This window comes from Micromonospora sp. NPDC047793, assembly GCF_040642635.1.
GTDB lineage: Bacteria > Actinomycetota > Actinomycetes > Mycobacteriales > Micromonosporaceae > Micromonospora.
Genome location: NZ_JBEYSG010000005.1, coordinates 73263 through 91594, shown reverse-complemented (window position 1 = coordinate 91594; position 18332 = coordinate 73263). Strand labels below are relative to the sequence as shown.

Below are 18332 nucleotides of genomic sequence, written 5' to 3'. Positions count from 1 at the left end.
CGCCATGGCGATGATCCTGCTGGTCGAGGACGACCGGAACATCGCGGCCGCCCTCACCCGTGCGCTGACCGACGCCGGTCACGTGGTACGGCCCGCCGGGCACGCCGCCGAGGCGTTGCGGATCGTCAGCACCGAGCGACCGAACCTGGTCATCCTCGATCTCGGGCTACCCGACATCGACGGTGCCGACGCGCTGCGGATGATCCGTTCGGTCTCCGACGTACCGGTCATCGTGGCGACCGCGCGCCGCTCCGAGACCGACATCATCAGCCTGCTCGGCGCCGGTGCCGACGACTACGTGACCAAGCCGTTCTCCGGTGGACACATCCTGGCCCGCATCGACGCGGTGCTCCGCCGGGCCCGGCCCACCGCGACCGAGACCCCGCCGTCGATCACCGTGGGCGAGCTGACCATCCGTCCCCGGCAACGCCTGGCCGAACTGCACGGGCAACCCCTGCAACTGACCCGACGCGAGTTCGACGTGCTGGCGTACCTGGCCGAGCGGGTCGGTCAGGTGGTCAGCCGCCGGGAGCTGATGAACGAGGTCTGGCACCAGGCGCAGATCGGCGAGGAACAGACCATCGACGTGCATATCTCCTGGCTGCGTCGCAAGCTCGGGGAGACGGCCGCCCGGCCACGCTTCCTGCGGACCGTACGCGGGGTCGGCGTGATGATGGTCGAACCCCGATGAGGTGGGCCCTGAACCGGCTGGCCATCGCCATCACCTCGATGGTGGCGCTGGCCTTCCTGGTGCCGCTGGCCATCGCCACCGGGCAGATCGCCCGGGACCGGGCCGTCAGCGAAGCTCGCCAGCAGGCCACCGCCCTGGTCACCGTGCTGGGCATGGACGCCGACCCGATGCTGCTCACCAACGCGGTGGCCAGCACCACGGCGGGCAGCGCCGGACGGCTCGCCGTGCACCTGCCGGACAACGCGCCGATCGGCGTCACCCACGTCACCGACGCGCAGGTACGCAGCGCCGCCGGGGACCGCCGGTCGGTGCTGGCCCCGGCCGGCGACGGTGTCGCGTACCTGCAACCCACCGTGCTGGCCGACGGCCGCACCGTGATCGTCGAGGTGTACGTGCCCGAGGCCGACCTGCGCCGGGGCGTCCGGACCGCCTGGGTCGTCCTCGGTGGGTTGGCGATCGTCCTGGTGGCCGGTTCGACGCTGCTCGCCGACCGGCTCGGCGGCCGGCTGGTGCGGGCCACCCGGGACCTCTCCGCGTCGGCGCGGCGGCTCGGCGGCGGCGACCTGACCGCCCGGGCGGAGCCGAACGGCCCCCGGGAACTCCAGGACGCGGCCCGGTCGTTCAACGCGATGGCCGACGACCTGCGGCTGCTGATGAACCGGGAGCGCGAGTTGGCGGCCGACCTCTCCCACCGGTTGCGGACGCCGCTGACCGCGCTGCGTCTGGACGCCGAGGCGATGCCGCCGGGCCCGATCGGCGAGCGGATGCGGCAGGCCTGCGACCTGCTCGACGAGGAACTCGATTCGATCATCCGTGGGGTGCGGCGCGGCACCGACGGGCGGGACGGGCAGAGCGCCGACCTGGTGGAGGTGCTGGCCGACCGGTTGGCGTTCTGGTCGGTGCTGGCCGAGGACCAGGAGCGTCCGTGGGAGGTGACCGGTGGCGACGTACCGGTGGTCCTGCCGATGCCGCGCAGCGAACTGATCCTGGTGGTGGACGCGATGCTCGGCAACGTCTTCGCGCACACCCCGGACGGTGCCGCCTTCCGGGTCAGCGTCTCGCCCGACGGGGTACTGGTGGACGACGCCGGGCCGGGCATCGCCGACCCGGCACGGGCGGTGCAGCGGGGTGTGAGCGCCGCCGGGTCGACCGGCCTCGGTCTCGACATCGTGCGGCGCGCCGCCGAGACGTCGGGCGGTCACCTGGTGGTCACCCGCAGTCCGCTCGGCGGTGCCCGGGTCGGCATCCTGCTGGGGACGGTCGATCACGCTCCGGAGCGACTCGGGAGCAGCAGTCGCCTTTCATGATCCTTTCCGGAGCCGTTAAGGCTCCTTTATGGAACCGCGCACTAGCGTCCTCGCCGTCACAGCCGCAGCGAGCCGTACGGAGTTCAGATGCGCAGGAAGATCACCTACCCACTGGTGGCCCTCGGCATGGTCGCCTCGTCCCTGGCGGTCTCCTCGCCCGCCCAGGCCCACGGATACGTCTCCAACCCGCCCAGCCGACAGGCGTTGTGCGCGGCCGGAACGGTCACCGACTGCGGCCCGATCCAGTTCGAGCCGCAGAGCGTCGAGGCGCCCAAGGGCTCCCAGCGGTGCGACGGCGGAGTGGCCCAGTGGTCCGTACTCTCCGACGAGTCCCGCGACTGGCCGGCCCGGAACGTGGGCAGTTCGGTGACCCTCACCTGGGTGCTGACCGCCCGGCACCGGACCGCCGACTGGCAGTACTTCATCGACGGCAGACTGGTCGCCGAGATCGACGAGGGCAACGCCCAGCCGGACGCGACTGTGTCGCACACCATCGACCTGAGCAACTTCCCCGGCCGCCAGCGGCTGCTCGCGGTCTGGAACATCGGCGACACCCCGATGGCCTTCTACAACTGCGTGGACCTGGTCGTCGGCGGCGGCGGTGCGGCGCCCAACCCCCGGCCGACCACCGCCGCGCCCACCACCGCACCGCCCACGGCCGCGCCCACCACGGCGCCCACCACCGCACCCACCCAGCCCGGCACCACGCCGACCACCGCCGCACCGACCAGCGCGGCCCCGCCGCCGGCAGCGGGCGGTGACGCCTGGGCCGCCGGGGTCAGCTACCGCACCGGCGACGTGGTGACGTTCGAGGGCAAGCGGTACGAGTGCCGCCAGGGCCACACCGCCATCAACAGCTGGGAGCCCTCGATCTACACCCTCGCGCTGTGGCTCCCGCTGTGAGGCGCCGACTGGTCGCGGCAGCCCTGGTCGTACCGTTCCTGCTCGGCGCCTGCGGGTCACCTGCCGCGCAGCCGCCGTCCGCGTCGACGAGTGACACGACGGTCGCCGAGATCACGGCCGGCGACGAGTACAACGACACCGACGTGATGTTCCTGCAGATGTTCGTCCACCACCAGCGGCAGGCCCTGCAGATGACCGCCACCGCCGTGAAGCGCGCCCAGGACCCGGAGTTGAAGACGCTCGCCCAGGCGGTGCAGGTCACCGAGTCCGACGAGCTGAAGATGATCGAGGGCTGGCTCAGGAGCTGGGGCAAGTCCACCGAGGTCGACACCGCGCCCAACCTGCACGCCCACCACGGTGGACTGCCCGGCACCGGACCGGCCGAGATCGAGGCGTTGACGACGGTCAAGGACGCCGAGTTCGACACGTCCTTCCTGAGCCTCTTCCTGGCCCACCAGCACAACGCGATGGAACTGGCCAACCTGGTCCGCAGCGGCGGCAAGAACGCCGAGACCAAGGCCTTCGGCGAGCGGGTACGCGCCTCCCGCCAGGGCGGGATCCAGCAGATGCTCGCAATGATGACCAGCTGACGACTGCGTATGGGCAGCTCGGGGACGGCCGTAGGCGTCGGCCGGCCCCGAGCCCTGTCCGGTCCTACCGACTGACCGTCGGGGGCCGGTCGCCACGCACGCTCGTCCGGGTCACCCGGTAGCGCCGGTTCAGTCGGTTCGGCCAGCCCAGGAACCTGTCGAACATGTCGGCGGCGCTGCCGGTCTGGCAGGGATCGAGTCGATGCAGGTCGTCGATGGCCTCGTGCAGGCAACCGGCCAGATAGACGAAGAGGTTGACCGGGGCACCCTCGTAGTCGGCCAGCAGGGCGAGCTTGCCACGCGTACACGGCCAGGGGTGGCCACAGTGGCGGCACAACCACAGCGGGCGCATCGGCGGATGCTCGGCCGACTCGGCCACGACCCGGTGCGGGGTCGGCGGCGGACGTTCTTCGGTCATGACCGTGGCCTCACCTGCATACGGGCTCCCGCCGACTCGGACGAACGGCGTGCGGCGTACCACCGGTCATGAGCCGCCGACGCCTCACGCAGTAGGAGGCGCGGCAGCCGGTCCGGCATTACGAAAAGTGCGTCGCCGAATCGCGGGTCGCCGGTCGGGCGAGTCGGGCCCGACGGTCAGGCCCAGGGGTTACGGACCCGGAAGGAACTCGCCCGTGCGAACGTCTGCGTACCGTCGGGGAAGTCGATCCAGAACCCCACGTCACGCTCGTGCACCACGAGATGCGGGTAGTTGTGCGCGCGCATCGTCACCGAGGCAGCCGTCGCGCCGCGCTCGGGACAGAAGGTCGCGTCCTCCCGGAACAGCGGGGTGCCCTCGTTCGGGCTCAGCCGCAGTCGCAGGCTCGCATGCCGCAGGTACCGCCCGTCGGCGCTGCGCAGGGTGACACAGTCCGGGTCGGCGAGCCCTCGACTGACGGTGAAGGTGGCCCGTCGCCGGGCCTGCGCGCTGCTGGCTCCGGTCACCTCGTCGAGCCCGGCCACGTCGCCGTCGACGGTCAGGTACCGGCCCGGTGCCCGTACGGACTCCAACGACCAGGTGCCGAGCGGGATGGTGCCGGCCGGCACGGACGGGCGTACCGCCGACGGTGACACGGACGGCGACGTCGCCGGGGTCGTGGTGGCCGGGGTCGGGCTGGGGCGCGGCGGCGCGGCGGACGTCGTCACCGGCGCCGCGACGGCCGGCGGCGGGGGCGCCGGATCCGGCCGCAGCGCGACCCCGGCGGTGGCCCCGGCGATCAACACCGCCCCGGCGGCGGCACTCGCCACCGGATGCGCCACCACCGCCTGTGTCAGCACGCCCAGCAGCGACCCGCCCTGGCCTGCCGTGCCACCGACGGCCGCCCCACCGCTGACCACCGTTGCGCCGTCGATCGCGGCGCCACCGGCGACCGCCGTCCCGCCCGCCACCGTTGCCCCACCGGCGACGGCGTGCGCCGCCACGACCGGGGTGCCGCCGGCCGCCCCGGCCAGCAGGCCCTTGGCGACCAGTGCGGCGGTCAGGCCCACCGGCACCGCCAACGACGCGATGCCCAGCAGCAGCCGCTCGGCGGGCACCCGATCGGCCACACCCGCACCGCAGTACGGGCAGTCGCGGACGTGTCGGGTGATCCGCTTGCGCCACACCGACGTGGGTCGCCCGTCCCAGCCACGGATCGCCGCCGAGAGGTCCGGGCAGGGCGGACGGGCCGCCAGCGCCGCGACGATGCTCCGGCCCGACTCCAGTTGCTCCCGCATCCGGTGCAGGCGTACGCCGACGTGCGCGACGGTCACACCGGTCGCGGCGGCGACCTCGGCCCGGCTGAGCCGACCGGTGCACTCCTGCCACCAGAGCGCCAGCAGCGGCTGGTACGCCGGGTCGAGCCACCGGGTCGCCTCGACAAGCTGTCGACGCTGGTCCGACACGTGCAGCCGCCCGATCGCCTCACCCTCGACGTCCCCGCCGCCGGACAGGTGCTCCACCCCGTCGCCCAGGGCGAGCCGGTCGACCGCGCCGCGCACCCGGCTGCGGTGGCCGGCGATCTGGTGCAGCGCGATCGCCACCAGCCAGGAGCGGAAACTCTCCGGCGCCCGCAGGGTGGGCAGGTCACGGACCACCCGGAGCAGCGTCTCCTGCACCACGTCGTCGACGTCCGGATGCCCGCTCAACGCCCGGCCGACGAGGTTGTAGAGCAACGGCAGGTGCGCCGAGACGAGCTGGTCACGGGCCGACCGGTCCCCCGCCTGTGCGGCGACGACCAACTCGGCGTGGTCCGCAGTGACCGTCATACCGCACCGCCTAGGAAATGGTCCCGCCGTGCACGACGTCACACGATATCGACAATCGCCGGCGTACGGCCTACTCCGGGCCGGGGCGGGACGGATCGCGGTGCTCCTGGATGGTCCGGGTGACCTGCTCCAGCAACTGGCGCGGATCGGTCCGCCCGGTCACCTGCACCTCCACCTCAGACTCCCCGATCCGCATCCGCACCGTGGCACCGCTGGGTTGCTGGCTGAGCCAGGTCTGCAGCAGGGCGAAGAGTCCGGGCAGCAGGCTCTGCGCCACCACCGCGATGATGACGGCCTCGCTGAAGCCCGCCCGCCCTCCGCCACGCCCGCTCAGGTCCCGTACGCCGGCCCGGAACTCCGGCCGGCGGTGGATCCAGTCGACGAGCGGGACCTGGGCCGGCTGCCGGAGCGTGGTGATCATCTGGAGTCGGACGGGTTGCCGTCCCGCTACGGACGCGTCGGTGTTCATTCGTCCACCTCGGGCTGGAAGGTCAGCTCCGCACCGGTGGCGGTGACCATGCCGGTGACGGAGAGCGGGTAGGTCTCGGTGAACTCCTCCTCGCCGAAGTAGGACTCGTAGGTCCCGCTCACCCGCACCTGACCCTGCTCCTCGTAGGGCGTGCTGACCTGCGCCGCCGCCGGGCCGAGCAGGTCGATCTGCGGCGTCGGGTAGCTGGCGATCGTCCACGTGATCCCCTTGGCACCCTGGTAGCCGCCCAACCGGAACGGGCAGTCCTGCGGGGCGGCGACGGTCTGTCGCGCACAGCCGTCGAGGTACTCCTTCACCTGCGCGTCGACCGTCGACCGGGCGGCGGGCTTCAACTCGGCGACGACCTGGATCGGCGTCGCGTAGTCGGCACCGGGTGCCACGCCGATCCGTTGCGACGGCGTCTCGCTCAACGGGCTGGCGGCAGCCGTCACCAGGTACACGCCGGGCACGGCGAGCACCGACTGCCCCTGCGGGTTCTCCGGCATCGACACCCCGTTGACCAGGAGGCCCTGCTGACCGGCGGTCACGTCCAGGGTGGAGACACCGCCGACGACGTGCCAGCCCCGGAAGACCCCCGCCGTCGCCCCGTCGTCCCGGCGCAGCGTCAGCTCGCCCTCCATGCGCTCTCCGCCGAGCACGAACGAGACCGTGGCGATCGCGTCGTCCTCCTTCCGGTCGATCGCCGTGACGTCGACGTCGGTCGGCGGCTGGTAGTCGGGCGACTCCACCATCCGGCCGAGCAGGTCGTCGCTGCGCACCGCGGCCTCGACGTCCGGGCTCAACCACCCGGCGAGGTCGTCCACGTCCCGGTCCTCCAGCGCCGAGAAGTACCCGTCGACGGCGGCCGCCGGCCGGAAGAAGCCCCACTGCACGACCCCGAGCAGGCCAGAGACCAGGCAGACCGAGAGCAGGACGGCGGCACCGACGACGGCCGGACGCCGGACGCTCACCGGGTCGTCCCCGCCGAAGAGTTCCCCGGGGCCGACCACCCGCCCCGACGGCGTCTCCGCCCCCGCGACGTCACCGGCGGCCTGGACCTGCTCCAGCCGGTCCAGGCGCAGCTCGTTCGGCGGGTGCTCGGCGCAGACCGCCTCGTCCCAGCCACTGCGCCCACTCTCGAACGATTTGCGGCGCTCCAGGACGGCCCGCAGGCCGTCGGCGTGCCCCGTCACCACGGCACCGAGGTCCGCCCGGTACTCCGCCGCGCGCACGTCGGCGCGGTGCAGCGGCTGCACCAGGTATTTCATCGTCAGCAGGACCGGCCAGAAGAACAGGAAGACGAAGAGGTTGGTGGCCGGGTGCGGGAACGTGCGCATCAGCCAGGTGGGCACCGCGTGCACCAGGACCAGGGGCAGCCCGACACCCCGGACGAAGGCCGACGTGATCTCGTCACCGGTGCGCCAGTGCACCAGCTCGTGACTGAGCAGCGCGGCGATCTCCTCCCGCGAGTCGGTGAGCAGACCGGTGGTGACCACGACGTGCCGGGAGTACGCCCGCGCGTTCGTGGTGACCAGGTCGTCCTCGACCAGTAGTCGCGGGACACTCGGCAGACCGAGCCGCTGTGCGCATTCGTGCAGGATCGGCAGAATCAGATCGCGTTCCCGCCGACTGAGGTCGCGGGCGCCCGACACCCGCAACAAACGGTGCTCCAGCACCACTCGGTACAGCGTGTAGAGCAGGCCCAGCACAATGGCCGCGCCCACCATTCCGACCAGTTGGGCCAGCAGTGAGACGGGCCCGTCCACCTCGCTGAACCGGAGGACGGGAATGACCAGCAGACCGACCAGGAATGCGATGGCCGCACCGACGAAAGCGCCGATCGGGCCACCGGACTGCTGCAGAAAGGAATCGATCAGCCCACCGATGATCGGGGCGTCGCGTACCGCGTGCGGCACCTGGTCGGCGACGATCCCGCCGCCGGTGAACGCGAGCGTGAGCGCGGCGGTCGTCGCGAGCACCACTGCGGTGAACAGCGCCACCGGCACGTAGAGCCAGGCCGCGACGAAGGCGCCCAGGACGCCGCGCCAGTCCCGCAGGATCCCGACCCGCAGCCAGACGACGGCGTTCGGATAGCCGGGCGGACGGTTGGCCAGCCGGCCCCCGTCCGGGTCGGGGCGAGTCCCCTCCTCGACGGATTCGGTCGGTCGCACGGAAGGTGCGGAAGAAGTGTCGGCAATCTGATTCCGCTGATCGCCGTAGGGCTGCGCCGCATCGGGATCGTGCTGCTGCACGGAAGCTCCTCCACGAGGCCGAACAGGGCAAGGGGCGGCCCGGCATGCAGGGGAGAATTGTTTCCTCACCAGGCCGCCGGGCCATGATTCAGTCAGGAGACGTATCGGGGTAGGCGCAGACCTTACTCCGGTCTATGCCTGACGCGCCACCCCGTTTACTCCGACCGATATCCACCGGATGCGGCAATTGGACATGCGGCGCCGGTGATTACCGCGCGATCTCCGGTATAGATGAAACTTCCACGGATCATTGGCCGGACCACAGCGATTCCCGGCCCCGGCCGCACACCGTCAGAGGTCGGTACGACCGACCGGGTCGACGGTGATCGGCACACCCGTCAGCCGCTCGCTCTCCGTCCACAGCCGCACCGCCACCGCGACGTCCAGCGCCCGCGCACTCCGGCCCGCCCGCACCGGCGGACCGGAGTTCTCCATCCGGTGCGCCGGCCCCCAGTAGCTGCCGCTCTCGGCCCCCGGATCGGTCGCGGCCCGCAACGTCGGCAGCACCCCGTCGTCGAGCTTCATCGCCACGTACCGCCCGATGGTGTTGACGACGTCGACGAACCGGTCCCGCCCCTGCCCCTCGCCGGTGTACGTCCATCCGGGATGGGCGGCGGTCACCCGCACCGGCGCCCCGGCCCCGCTCAACCGGCGATCCAACTCCAACACGAACAGCAGCACGGCGAGCTTGCTCTGCGCGTACGCGGCGAACCGCCCGTAGCGCCGTCGCTCCCAGTTCAGGTCGTCGAGGTCGATCCGGCCGGTGCGGTACGCGTTGCTGGCCACCGCGACGACCCTGGACCCCTCGGTCGCCAGCAGCAGCGGGAGCAACCGGCCGGTGAGCGCGAAGTGCCCGAGGTGGTTCACCCCGAACTGGGACTCGAACCCCTGCCGGGTACGCCGCAGCGGCGGATACATCACGCCCGCGTTGTTCACCAGCAGGTCCAGCCGGTCGTGCTCGGCCCGGTACGCGGCGGCGAACTCGGCGACCGAGCCGAGATCCGCCAGGTCCAGCCGGAGACTCCGCACCTCGGCGTCCGGGAACTGCGCGCGGATCCGTGCCACGGCCGCCTCGCCCTTGTCCTGATCGCGGCAGGCGAGCACCACCCGGGCGCCCCGGCCCACCAATAGCCGGGCGGTCTCCAGGCCGAGGCCGGTGTTGGCGCCGGTGACGATCGCGGTACGTCCCCGCTGGTCGGGAACATCGTCGTACGTCCAGCGCGTCATCCGTCACCCCTCCGGCCCGCCGCCGACGACCGGCATCGCAGGCGTGACAAGGCTTACCGCGTACCGCCGCCGCGTCAAGCGCGGTCGGCCTCGGTGGCCTGCGGCATCCTGCTCAGGCGGCCTCGCCAGGCACTCTCGGTTCAGGCCGCCTGGTCCAGGCGCTGGCGCAGCTCGGTCGGCAGCTTCAGGTCGACCGACGCCAGACACTCGTCGAGCTGTGCCACCGAGCTGACCCCGACGATCGGCACGATCGCCGGGTCACCGTCCATCAGCCAGCTCAACACCACCTGGTTCGGGGTGGCGCCCAGCTCCGCCGCCACCTCCCCGAGCACCCGCAGCCGGCGCTCGGTGCCCGGGTGCGCGTAGTGCTCCGGCAACGGCCTGTCCGCGCGGGTGTAGGTCCCCCACAACAGCGTGCTGTACGCGAACATGGTCAGATCGCGACTGCGTACCAGGTCCAGCAGTTCGTCACTCGCGTGCACGTGCCCACCCTCAGGTAGCACGGTCGCCGGACGCGGCAGCAGGTACGAATAGCGCTGCTGGACCACCGTGTACGGCGTCCACCCCCGGGCCGAGGCCAACGCCCGCGTCTCGGCCAGCCGCCAGGCGGCGTGGTTGCTGGCCCCCAGCGCCCGCACCCTGCCCTCGGTCACCGCCTCGTGGAACGTGGCCAGGGTCTCCTCGTCGGAGGTCTCGCGGTCCTCGCGGTGGGCGTAGTAGACGTCGAGATGGTCGACGCCGAGCCGCTTCAGCGAGCCGGCAAGCTGCTCCCGGATCACCGACGCGCCGAGTCCCTCGGCCCCTCCGCCGGCCGCCAACCCGGAGCCGACCTTCGACGCCAGGACCAGGTCGTCCCGATTGCCCCGGCTGGCCAGCCAGCGCCCCAGCACCGCCTCGCTCTCGCCACCGGACCCACCGGGCACCCAGAACGAGTAGCAGTTCGCGGTGTCGATCGTGGTGCCGCCGGCCTCGACGAACCGGTCCAGGATCGCGAACGAGGTCGCCTCGTCGATCACCGTCCCGAACGACATGGCACCGAGACAGAGTTGGCTGACCTGAACGCCCGATCCATCGGACAGCTCACGTCGTCTCATCGTTCCTCCAGAAATGGGCGGGATCCGTCAGCCGGAGCCTGGGTTCTGTTCCGGGCCTCCACACACGACCGTGCGTCGAGGTGAATTGTGACGCTGCTGAACCACGGCGGATCGGGAACGGACCCTGTCGGTCAGGTCTGCGGGGCCGCCGGGCGGGTGAGGCTGCGCCAGAGCCATCGTGCCGCGACGGCCGCATCGGGGAGCGGGTCGCGCCGGAGCCAGGCGGTGATGATGCCGATCGTCATGCCCGACAGTGCGGCGGCAAGGACATCGCGGGGCAGGTCGTCCTCGTCGAGGGCGGTCGACGCGTCGAGGCCGCTGGTGATCAGTTCCTCGATCCGCTCGCGGAGGGCTGCGGCGACGATCGAGGATCTGTTGCTCTGCAGGACCTGCCGGTAGACGGTCGCGTTGGCGGCGATGTGTTCGAGATAGAGCCTCATCTCGGGTGCGGTACCCGGGACGAGAGGGTCCCGCCTGGTGGTGTGGATTCCGGCGGAGGCCCGGTCGACGGCGCTCTTGAGTGCGGCCGTCAAGAGTTGTTCCTTGTCGTCGTAGTGCTGATAGAAGGTGCTGCGGTTGATGCCCGCCCGGCTGGTGATGTCTCCGACGGCGATCTCGTCCAGGGGCGTTCGCGGGCGAGGGCCAGTAGCGCTTCCTGCAGGCTCGCCGGACGTCTTTGAGTCGGACGTCGACGAGCCGGGTGCCGGTGAATCGGGACCCCGTGAACGCGCACCGTTCGATGCTGATGCCGGTGAGGGTCGCGCCGGGCAGGTCCGTCCGCACGACCTCGCACCCGTAGAGAGCCCCCGCCTCCCAGCTGACTTCACCGAGGTCCGCGCCGGTGATCCGACAGCCTCGGATGCTCTGCTCCACAAGCTGTTCGCCACGCCAGGAGACCCCATCGATGAGGCCGTCGCGGAGGTCACCGTCGGAGAGGTCGGTGACCTGGTCCAGGTCCTCCGGATGGAGGTCCGGCAGGAGAAGGGTCACGTCACCCACGGTCGTCGCCCGCATGTCTCCTCAACCTGTACGGGCGCGGGGTGGGCACGCCACCCCGCGTCGAACGATGCCGCCAGTTGGCAGACCACCTGGAGATCGCGCTGCCCACCGAGCCAGGCTCGTCACCATTGACACCGCCATCACCACCACCGTCCACCAGAGCCAACTCCTCGACGAGGAGCTGCCCCAATCCGCGCCGATCATGGAGTGGTGGTCACTTCCATGTCCACCAAAAGACGTTTTGCGGCGACCACAACTCCATGATCGGCGCCGACGGTCGCCGCGCCGCGCGTCCCGCCGACGCCGGAGCGGTTCATCGGCTCCCGAGCACCCGGCGAGCGACCAGCCATCACGACAACACGAAAAAGGCCCCGACCGGCAGAGTTCTACCAGGTCAGGGCCTTGCTGCTTGGTGCGCCGCCAGGGACTCGAACCCCGAACCCGCGGATTAAGAGTCCGCTGCTCTGCCAGTTGAGCTAGCGGCGCTCGGTGGCAACGGGGGAAACCCTAGCACGCACCCTGAGGCGGGTTCCAATCCGATACCCGGGTCCTCCCTTCGGTCGAGCTTTCCGGACATTTGGCAACAAGCACACACAAGGCGTGGGACGGGTTCATGTTGGGCGGCGTGGATGGGGCACGATGTCCGCCAGGTCGCTAAGACAGGGGTGGGGATGGGCAGGTTCGCGCGGGCCGGGGCGTTGGTGGGCACCCTGGGTCTGGTGGCGTCGCTGGCACTGTCGGGTTGTCGCGAGGAGGGCTCGGCTGCCGAGTTCGTGCCGGGGCCCGCGACCAGCGGTGCGGTGACGCCGGACACACCGCCGTCGAGTGGGCCGCCGTTGGCGGTGAGCCCGGCCGACGGGGCGAAGAAGCGGCCGGTGAGCGTGGAGATCGGTGCCGAGTTGCCGGACGGCGCGACGGTGTCGAAGGTCAGTCTGACGACCGCCAACGGCAAGGAGGTCAAGGGCAAGCTGCGTACGGACGGCTCGTCCTGGGTGCCGTCCGCGCCGTTGAAGTGGTCCACCGAGTACACGGCCACGGTGACCGCGAAGCAGCCGGACGGCTCGGTCAGCGAGGGGACCAGCACGTTCACCACGATGGCGAAGCCCGGCTCGATGATCACCTCGGGGCTCTACCTCTTCGACGACCGGACGTACGGCGTGGCGATGCCGGTGGTGGCGGAGTTCCACCCGGGCATCCCGAAGAAGGATCGGGCCGCCGTGCAGAAGCGGATGTTCGTGCAGACCGATCCGCCGCAGCCGGGCACCTGGCACTGGGTGAGCAACGGCACTCAGGCGTTCTACCGGGCGCCGGAGTACTGGAAGGCCGGCACGAAGCTGTCCGTACGGATCGCGTTGACCGGCATTCCGCTGAGCAACGGCCGGTTCGGCAACGTCGACCGGAGCGCCACCGCGAAGATCGGCTCGGCCTTCGAGATGAAGGTGGACAATGCCGACAAGCAGATGCGGGTGTACGAGGACGGCAACCTGATCAAGACCCTGCCGGTGAGCCTGGGCAAGAAGAAGACCCCGTCGTCCAGTGGCACGCTGGTGGTGATGGAGAAGAAGGAGGCGACGGTCTTCGACACGATGGACGATCCCGATCCGGAGAACCGCTACGTCACCGACATCCAGTTCGCCCAGCGGCTGACCTGGGGTGGCGAGTACATCCACGCGGCGCCCTGGTCGGAACACGTCCAGGGACGGCAGAATGTGTCACACGGTTGCGTGAACGTGTCCCTGGCGAACGCCCGCTGGCTCTTCGAACGGACCAAGGTCGGTGATCCGATCACCATCAAGGGCACTGAGCGGAAGCTGGCCGCCGGCAACGGTTGGACGGCGTGGGATCTGAGCTGGTCGGAGTTCGTCAAGGGCAGCGCGCTGCCGGTTCCGGACGGTGGTGCGGGTCCGGCCCTGTGACCGTGCCAGATATGTCACTATCCGGACATCCCGCTCCACGTGTTTCGGTTCACCTTCCGCAACGGGTACGTGTTCCGGTGCGTCTGTGATGTGGACGGGCAGCGGACCATGACTGTGAGGACACCATGCGAGTTCGGGACCAGCGCAACCGCCGGCGGGGGGTGCTCGCCGCGGGGATGCTCGCCGTGGCGATGGTGCTGACCTCCGCCTGCACCGGCGGCAAGGGCGGCGACAACGGGCCGGGCTGGCAGGACGGTGCCGACCAGCCGGCGCCGAAGGCGTCGGTGAGCATCAGCGAACCGGCCGCCGACGCGAAGGACGTTCCCGCCTCGACGGCGGTCACCTTCGCCGCCGAGCAGTCCGAGGAGACCACTGTCGAGCTGGCCGGCGCCGACGGGGAGCCGGTCAAGGGCACGCTGGCCCCGGACGGTAAGAGCTGGTTGCCGTCGAAGGCGTTGGCGTACGGCGAGTCGTACACCGCGACCGTCACCGCGACCGGCGACGACGGTGTCCCGGTGACCGCGACCAGCGCGTTCACCGTGATGAAGCAGCCGAGCAACCAGGTCCGGGTCACCAGCTTCCTCGGCGACGACCAGACGGTCGGGGTCGCGATGCCGCTGATCGTGAAGTTCGGCCGGGAGATCCCGGAGAAGTACCGCGCCGACCTCCAGCGGCGGATGACGGTGAAGTCCACGCCCGCCCAGGAGGGCGTCTGGCACTGGGTCAGCCCCACCGAGGTCCGTTACCGGCCGAAGGAGTTCTGGAAGGCCGGCAGCAAGGTCTCCTACCGGGTGCAGGCGGGCGGGCTGCCGCTGGGCGACGGCTGGTACGGCCGGGCCGACCTGACCGTGGACATCACCGTGGGCCCGAAGCTGGTCATGACGGTGGACAACAGCAACAAACGCATGGTCGTCACCCGGGACGGCGAGACGATCAAGACGATCCCGGTGAGCCTCGGCAAGAAGACCACGCCCTCCTCCAGCGGCACGATGGTGGTGATGGAGAAGCTGCGCAAGACGGTCTTCGACACGTTGGAGGAGTTGGGCCCCGAAGAGGGCTACCGCACGAAGATCGACTACGCCCAGCGGCTGACCTGGGGCGGGGAGTTCATCCACGCCGCGCCCTGGTCGGAGGGGCAGCAGGGCACCACCAACGTCTCGCACGGCTGCGTGAACGTCTCGATGGTCAACGGCGCCTGGCTCTTCGAGAACACGAAGGTCGGCGACCCGATCGTGGTCAAGGGCACCGAGCGCAAGCTCCAGAACGGCAACGGCTGGACGGACTGGAACGTGAGCTGGGACGAGTACGTCAAGGGCAGCGCCCTGCCGTACGAGCCGGCGGGCGACGAGTCCGCGCCGGACGCCTCCCCCGACACCACCGAGTGAGTCGACGGCCGGTCCGCTAGTGCGGTGTCAAGGAACGTTGGCGGTGTCGCGGCGAGGTCCAGGCGGCGGTCCGGCAAGGCGGAGTCGGGCCTGGATACCGGTGTTGTATCCAGGCCCGACTCCCACGCCGCCGGTCGTCGTCTGGACCCGGCGCGGCCCGGTGAACGTTTCTGGACACCGCACTAGCGGTCGACGCCGAGCGCGTGCGCCAGGATCCGGTGCACGTGGTCGGTGTCGGCGGGGACGTTCTCGATGAGGATGGCGGTGCACAGGCCGTCGGAGGCGGCGACCACCGCGTCCACGGCGTGGGGGTCGTCGGTGAGGGTGGCGGCGAGCGCGGCGACGTTCTCACGCCAGTGCCGGGCGATCGGGGCGAGAGCGGGTCTGCGGGCGGCGAGCGTGGACAGTTCGCGTTCGGCCAGCGCCTTCTCGCGTCCCGGCCCGGCGGACTCGACGATCAGTGCGGCCAGGCCGCGCAGCTTGTCACCCGGGCCGTCGATGATCCGGCGGATCCGTTCGGTGTACCCGTCGGCGACGCTGGACAGCGCGGCGACGAGAAGGTCGTCCAGGGTGGCGAAGTAGTAGATGCTCAGGCTGGTGGCGACGCCGGCCTGCGTGGCGACGGCACGGTGGGTGACACCGGCTGCGCCCTCGCGGAGGACGACGGCGAGGGTGGCCTCGATGATCTCGGACCGGCGCTTGGCGCCCCTGGCGCGTCGCCCGTCGACGGGTTCCTCGCTCATGCTCCCTCCCCTGGCGCCCAGGGTAGTCGAGCGGTCAGTGACCGTCGGCGTCCTGATCCGCGCCGAGGGGAGGGACGTGCCGCAGGGCCACCAGGCACAGCAGGGTGGCCGCCACGATCGCGACGCCGGCCACGGCGGAGGCGACGTTCACCCCGGTGGTGAAGGCGTCCCGCGCGGCCCGTACGGCCTCGGTCGGCACCTGGTCGGCGACGGCGAGCGCGCCCGCGAGACTTCCGGTGAGGCGGTCGGCGACCTCCGGTGCGGTGTCGGCCGGCGCGACCATCCGCGCGGTGTAGAGCGCGGTGCTGAGGCTGCCGAGCAGCGCGACGCCGACGGCGATGCCGAGTTCCTGGACGGTCTCGGACATGGCGGCGGCCGATCCGGACTTGGTGGCCGGTGCGGCGCCGACGACCATGTCGGTGCCGAGCGCGGCGATCGCCCCGAGACCGAGGTAGACGGCGGCGAACCCGGCCACGACGGTCACCGTGTCGCCGGGAGCGGCGGTGGCCAGCAGGACGTAGCCGAACACCGACGACGCGAGCGTGGCGGCCATGACCAGGCCCGGCCGGACCCGCCGGGCGACCAGGGGCGCGCCGACGGCGGCGGCGAACATCGCCAGCGCCGGCGGGCCCATCCACAGGCCCGCGGTGAACGGGGTGAGGCCCTCCACGAGTTGGAGGTACTGCGTGACCATGTACATGGTGCCGCCGACACCGACGAGCCCGATCAGCAGGACGGCGAGAGCTGCGGAGAAGGCCCGGTCGGCGAAGAGGGTCACGTCCAGCAGCGGCGCGGTCAGGTGCCGTTGCCGGCGGACGAACGCCACCCCGGCGATCGCGCCGACGACGAGGAGGACCGGCGTACGCGCACCGGCACCGTGGGAGGCTGCCTGCTTGACCGCGTAGACGACGGGCAGGATCGCCGCCAGGGACAACGCGACGCTGACCAGGTCCAGCGGCCCGGCCTGCGGGTCGGCGTACTCGGGCAGCAGTGACCTCGCCCCGATCAGGACGACGATCGCGACGGGGACGGCGAGCAGGAAGGCCGCGCCCCACCAGTACGCGTCGACGAGGGCACCGCCGACGACCGGACCGGCCGCCATGCCCAGGGCGAACATGGTGGCCCAGGCCCCGATCGCCATCGCGCGCTGTCGGGCGTCGGCGAACATGTTGGAGATCAGCGACAGCGTCGAGGGCATCAACGTCGCGCCCGCGATCCCGAGCAGCGCACGGGCCGCGATCAACAGTTCCACGCTGGGCGCGACGGCCGCGAGCACCGACACGAGCGCGAACGCGGCCATCCCGATCCGGAGCAGGCGTCGCCGGCCGATGCGATCCCCCAGGGTACCCATGGTGATGAGGAACCCGGCGATGAGGAACCCGTAGGCATCCATGATCCACAGGGTCTGCGTGGCCGACGGGTCGAGCGCCTCGGCCATGCTCGGCAGCACCAGGTACAGCACGGTGACGTCCAGACCCATCAGCAGCGTGGGCAGCGCCAGCAGCCCGAGGCCCGCCCACTCGCGCCCGCCCGCACGCCGGACGGCGACCTCCGACACGGCACCTCCACAAGATATTTGAACGAACGTACAACTAGAACTATCGTTCAAATATCTGTCGAGGGCAAGGCCACAGCGGATACGGGCGCGTGCTGGCCCGAGGGGAGGGGCGACCGGAACGAGAACGAGGCCCGAACCAAAGGTTCGGGCCTCGCAGGTGTGGGGTGACTGATGGGAATTGAACCCACGACAACCGGGACCACAACCCGGTGCTCTGCCAACTGAGCTACAGCCACCATGCCGCCGCGCCCGAACTCATCGCCCGTGCGGGTGCGGAGAAATCATACCCCCACCGTGGTCGACCGCGTCCAGCGGGTTGCCGGGACGCTCAGAGGTCGGCGGCGATGGCCTTGGCGCTCTCCACGTCCGGACCGGGCAGCGGTACGAAGATGGTGCGCCGGTAGTACTCCAGCTCGCGGATGCTCTCCCGGATGTCCGCGAGCGCCCGGTGGGCGAGGCCCTTCTGCGGCTGGCCGAAGTACACCCGGGGGTACCACCGGCGGCACAGCTCCTTGATCGAGGAGACGTCGATCATCCGGTAGTGCAGGTGCGCGTCGAGACGGGGCATGTCCCGGGCGATGAATCCCCGGTCGGTGGCGATCGAGTTGCCGCAGAGCGGTGCCGTCCGTGGGTCCTTCACGTGACTGGTGATGTAGTCGAGCACCCGCTCCTCAGCCTCGGCCAGGCTCACCGTGGAGCGGCGAACCTCCTCGGTCAGCCCCGACTTGCCGTGCATCGTGCGGACGATCTCCGGCATGGCGTCGAGCGCCGCGTCGTCGGCGTGGATGACCACGTCCACGCCGTCGCCGAGCACGCGCAGATCGGGGTCGGTGACCAGCGCGGCCACCTCGATCAACCTGTCGCCACCGAGGTCGAGCCCGGTCATCTCACAGTCGATCCAGACGAGAAGATCAGCCATCGGCACAGCCTACGCGCAGCCCACGCACCGTGGCT

At 70.9% G+C, this 18332-nt stretch carries 16 protein-coding genes, 2 tRNA genes and 2 pseudogenes; 6 read left to right on the top strand and 14 right to left on the bottom strand.

Annotated elements, in window-relative coordinates:
• The first annotated feature begins 4 nt into the window (after positions 1-4).
• The 4 genes from ABZ738_RS12935 (at position 5) to ABZ738_RS12920 (ending at position 3491) form a co-directional block, all read left to right on the top strand.
• Positions 5-691 (top strand): response regulator transcription factor, encoded by a 687-nt coding sequence (locus tag ABZ738_RS12935; protein WP_131054452.1) that lies wholly within the window; start codon positions 5-7, stop codon positions 689-691.
• Entirely contained in the window at positions 688-1998 is a 1311-nt protein-coding gene (locus ABZ738_RS12930) for a HAMP domain-containing sensor histidine kinase (RefSeq protein ID WP_176092887.1), read from the top strand. The genes ABZ738_RS12935 and ABZ738_RS12930 overlap by 4 nt, the downstream gene beginning before the upstream one ends.
• Positions 1999-2085: 87 nt before the next feature.
• The gene (locus ABZ738_RS12925; protein WP_357212888.1) at positions 2086-2901 is read left to right on the top strand and encodes a lytic polysaccharide monooxygenase; all 816 of its coding nucleotides are present in this window, start codon (positions 2086-2088) and stop codon (positions 2899-2901) included.
• Entirely contained in the window at positions 2886-3491 is a 606-nt protein-coding gene (locus tag ABZ738_RS12920) for a DUF305 domain-containing protein (protein WP_357212885.1), read from the top strand. Before ABZ738_RS12925 ends, ABZ738_RS12920 begins: the two co-directional genes overlap by 16 nt.
• Positions 3492-3555: 64 nt before the next feature.
• On the opposite strand, the gene ABZ738_RS12915 is transcribed toward ABZ738_RS12920, so the two are convergent.
• The 10 genes and pseudogenes from ABZ738_RS12915 to ABZ738_RS12870 form a co-directional block, all read right to left on the bottom strand.
• Positions 3556-3909: a hypothetical protein gene (locus ABZ738_RS12915; protein WP_131057791.1), complete on the bottom strand. Its 354-nt coding sequence runs from the start codon at positions 3907-3909 to the stop codon at positions 3556-3558.
• Between the two features lie 176 nt (positions 3910-4085).
• A complete protein-coding gene (locus tag ABZ738_RS12910) occupies positions 4086-5735 on the bottom strand; it encodes a sigma-70 family RNA polymerase sigma factor (RefSeq protein ID WP_357212882.1) in 1650 nt (549 codons plus the stop codon).
• Positions 5736-5805: 70 nt separating this feature from the next.
• Positions 5806-6204: a hypothetical protein gene (locus ABZ738_RS12905; protein WP_357212879.1), complete on the bottom strand. Its 399-nt coding sequence runs from the start codon at positions 6202-6204 to the stop codon at positions 5806-5808.
• Positions 6201-8375, bottom strand: coding sequence for a M48 family metalloprotease (locus tag ABZ738_RS12900; protein WP_357212877.1), 2175 nt, complete (start codon positions 8373-8375; stop codon positions 6201-6203). The genes ABZ738_RS12905 and ABZ738_RS12900 overlap by 4 nt, the downstream gene beginning before the upstream one ends.
• A 372-nt stretch (positions 8376-8747) precedes the next feature.
• A complete protein-coding gene (locus ABZ738_RS12895) occupies positions 8748-9683 on the bottom strand; it encodes an oxidoreductase (RefSeq protein ID WP_357212875.1) in 936 nt (311 codons plus the stop codon).
• Positions 9684-9823: 140 nt separating this feature from the next.
• Positions 9824-10777: an aldo/keto reductase gene (locus ABZ738_RS12890; RefSeq protein WP_357212872.1), complete on the bottom strand. Its 954-nt coding sequence runs from the start codon at positions 10775-10777 to the stop codon at positions 9824-9826.
• 131 nt (positions 10778-10908) lie between these two features.
• Entirely contained in the window at positions 10909-11310 is a 402-nt protein-coding gene (locus ABZ738_RS12885) for a TetR-like C-terminal domain-containing protein (RefSeq protein ID WP_357213303.1), read from the bottom strand.
• Between the two features lie 3 nt (positions 11311-11313).
• A pseudogene (locus ABZ738_RS12880) lies at positions 11314-11376 on the bottom strand (hypothetical protein); the annotation flags it as partial.
• Positions 11377-11446: 70 nt separating this feature from the next.
• Positions 11447-11791, bottom strand: a pseudogene (locus ABZ738_RS12875) (pentapeptide repeat-containing protein); the annotation flags it as partial.
• A gap of 395 nt (positions 11792-12186) precedes the next feature.
• Positions 12187-12262 (bottom strand) — tRNA-Lys (locus ABZ738_RS12870).
• A gap of 185 nt (positions 12263-12447) precedes the next feature.
• Between ABZ738_RS12870 and ABZ738_RS12865 the strand changes: the two genes are divergently transcribed.
• Both ABZ738_RS12865 and ABZ738_RS12860 read left to right on the top strand, forming a co-directional pair.
• Entirely contained in the window at positions 12448-13692 is a 1245-nt protein-coding gene (locus ABZ738_RS12865; protein ID WP_131054054.1) for an Ig-like domain-containing protein, read from the top strand.
• Between the two features lie 125 nt (positions 13693-13817).
• Entirely contained in the window at positions 13818-15077 is a 1260-nt protein-coding gene (locus tag ABZ738_RS12860; RefSeq protein WP_176092879.1) for an Ig-like domain-containing protein, read from the top strand.
• A 182-nt stretch (positions 15078-15259) separates the two neighbouring features.
• On the opposite strand, the gene ABZ738_RS12855 is transcribed toward ABZ738_RS12860, so the two are convergent.
• The 4 genes from ABZ738_RS12855 to orn form a co-directional block, all read right to left on the bottom strand.
• A complete protein-coding gene (locus ABZ738_RS12855; protein ID WP_131054056.1) occupies positions 15260-15820 on the bottom strand; it encodes a TetR family transcriptional regulator in 561 nt (186 codons plus the stop codon).
• Positions 15821-15854: 34 nt separating this feature from the next.
• Complete coding sequence (locus tag ABZ738_RS12850) at positions 15855-17378, bottom strand: MFS transporter (RefSeq protein ID WP_357212868.1); 1524 nt, start codon at positions 17376-17378, stop codon at positions 15855-15857.
• A gap of 160 nt (positions 17379-17538) precedes the next feature.
• Positions 17539-17614: transfer RNA gene (locus tag ABZ738_RS12845), tRNA-His, on the bottom strand.
• A gap of 92 nt (positions 17615-17706) precedes the next feature.
• Positions 17707-18303, bottom strand: coding sequence for an oligoribonuclease (orn, locus tag ABZ738_RS12840; protein WP_201272270.1), 597 nt, complete (start codon positions 18301-18303; stop codon positions 17707-17709).
• Between the last annotated feature and the right edge of the window lie 29 nt (positions 18304-18332).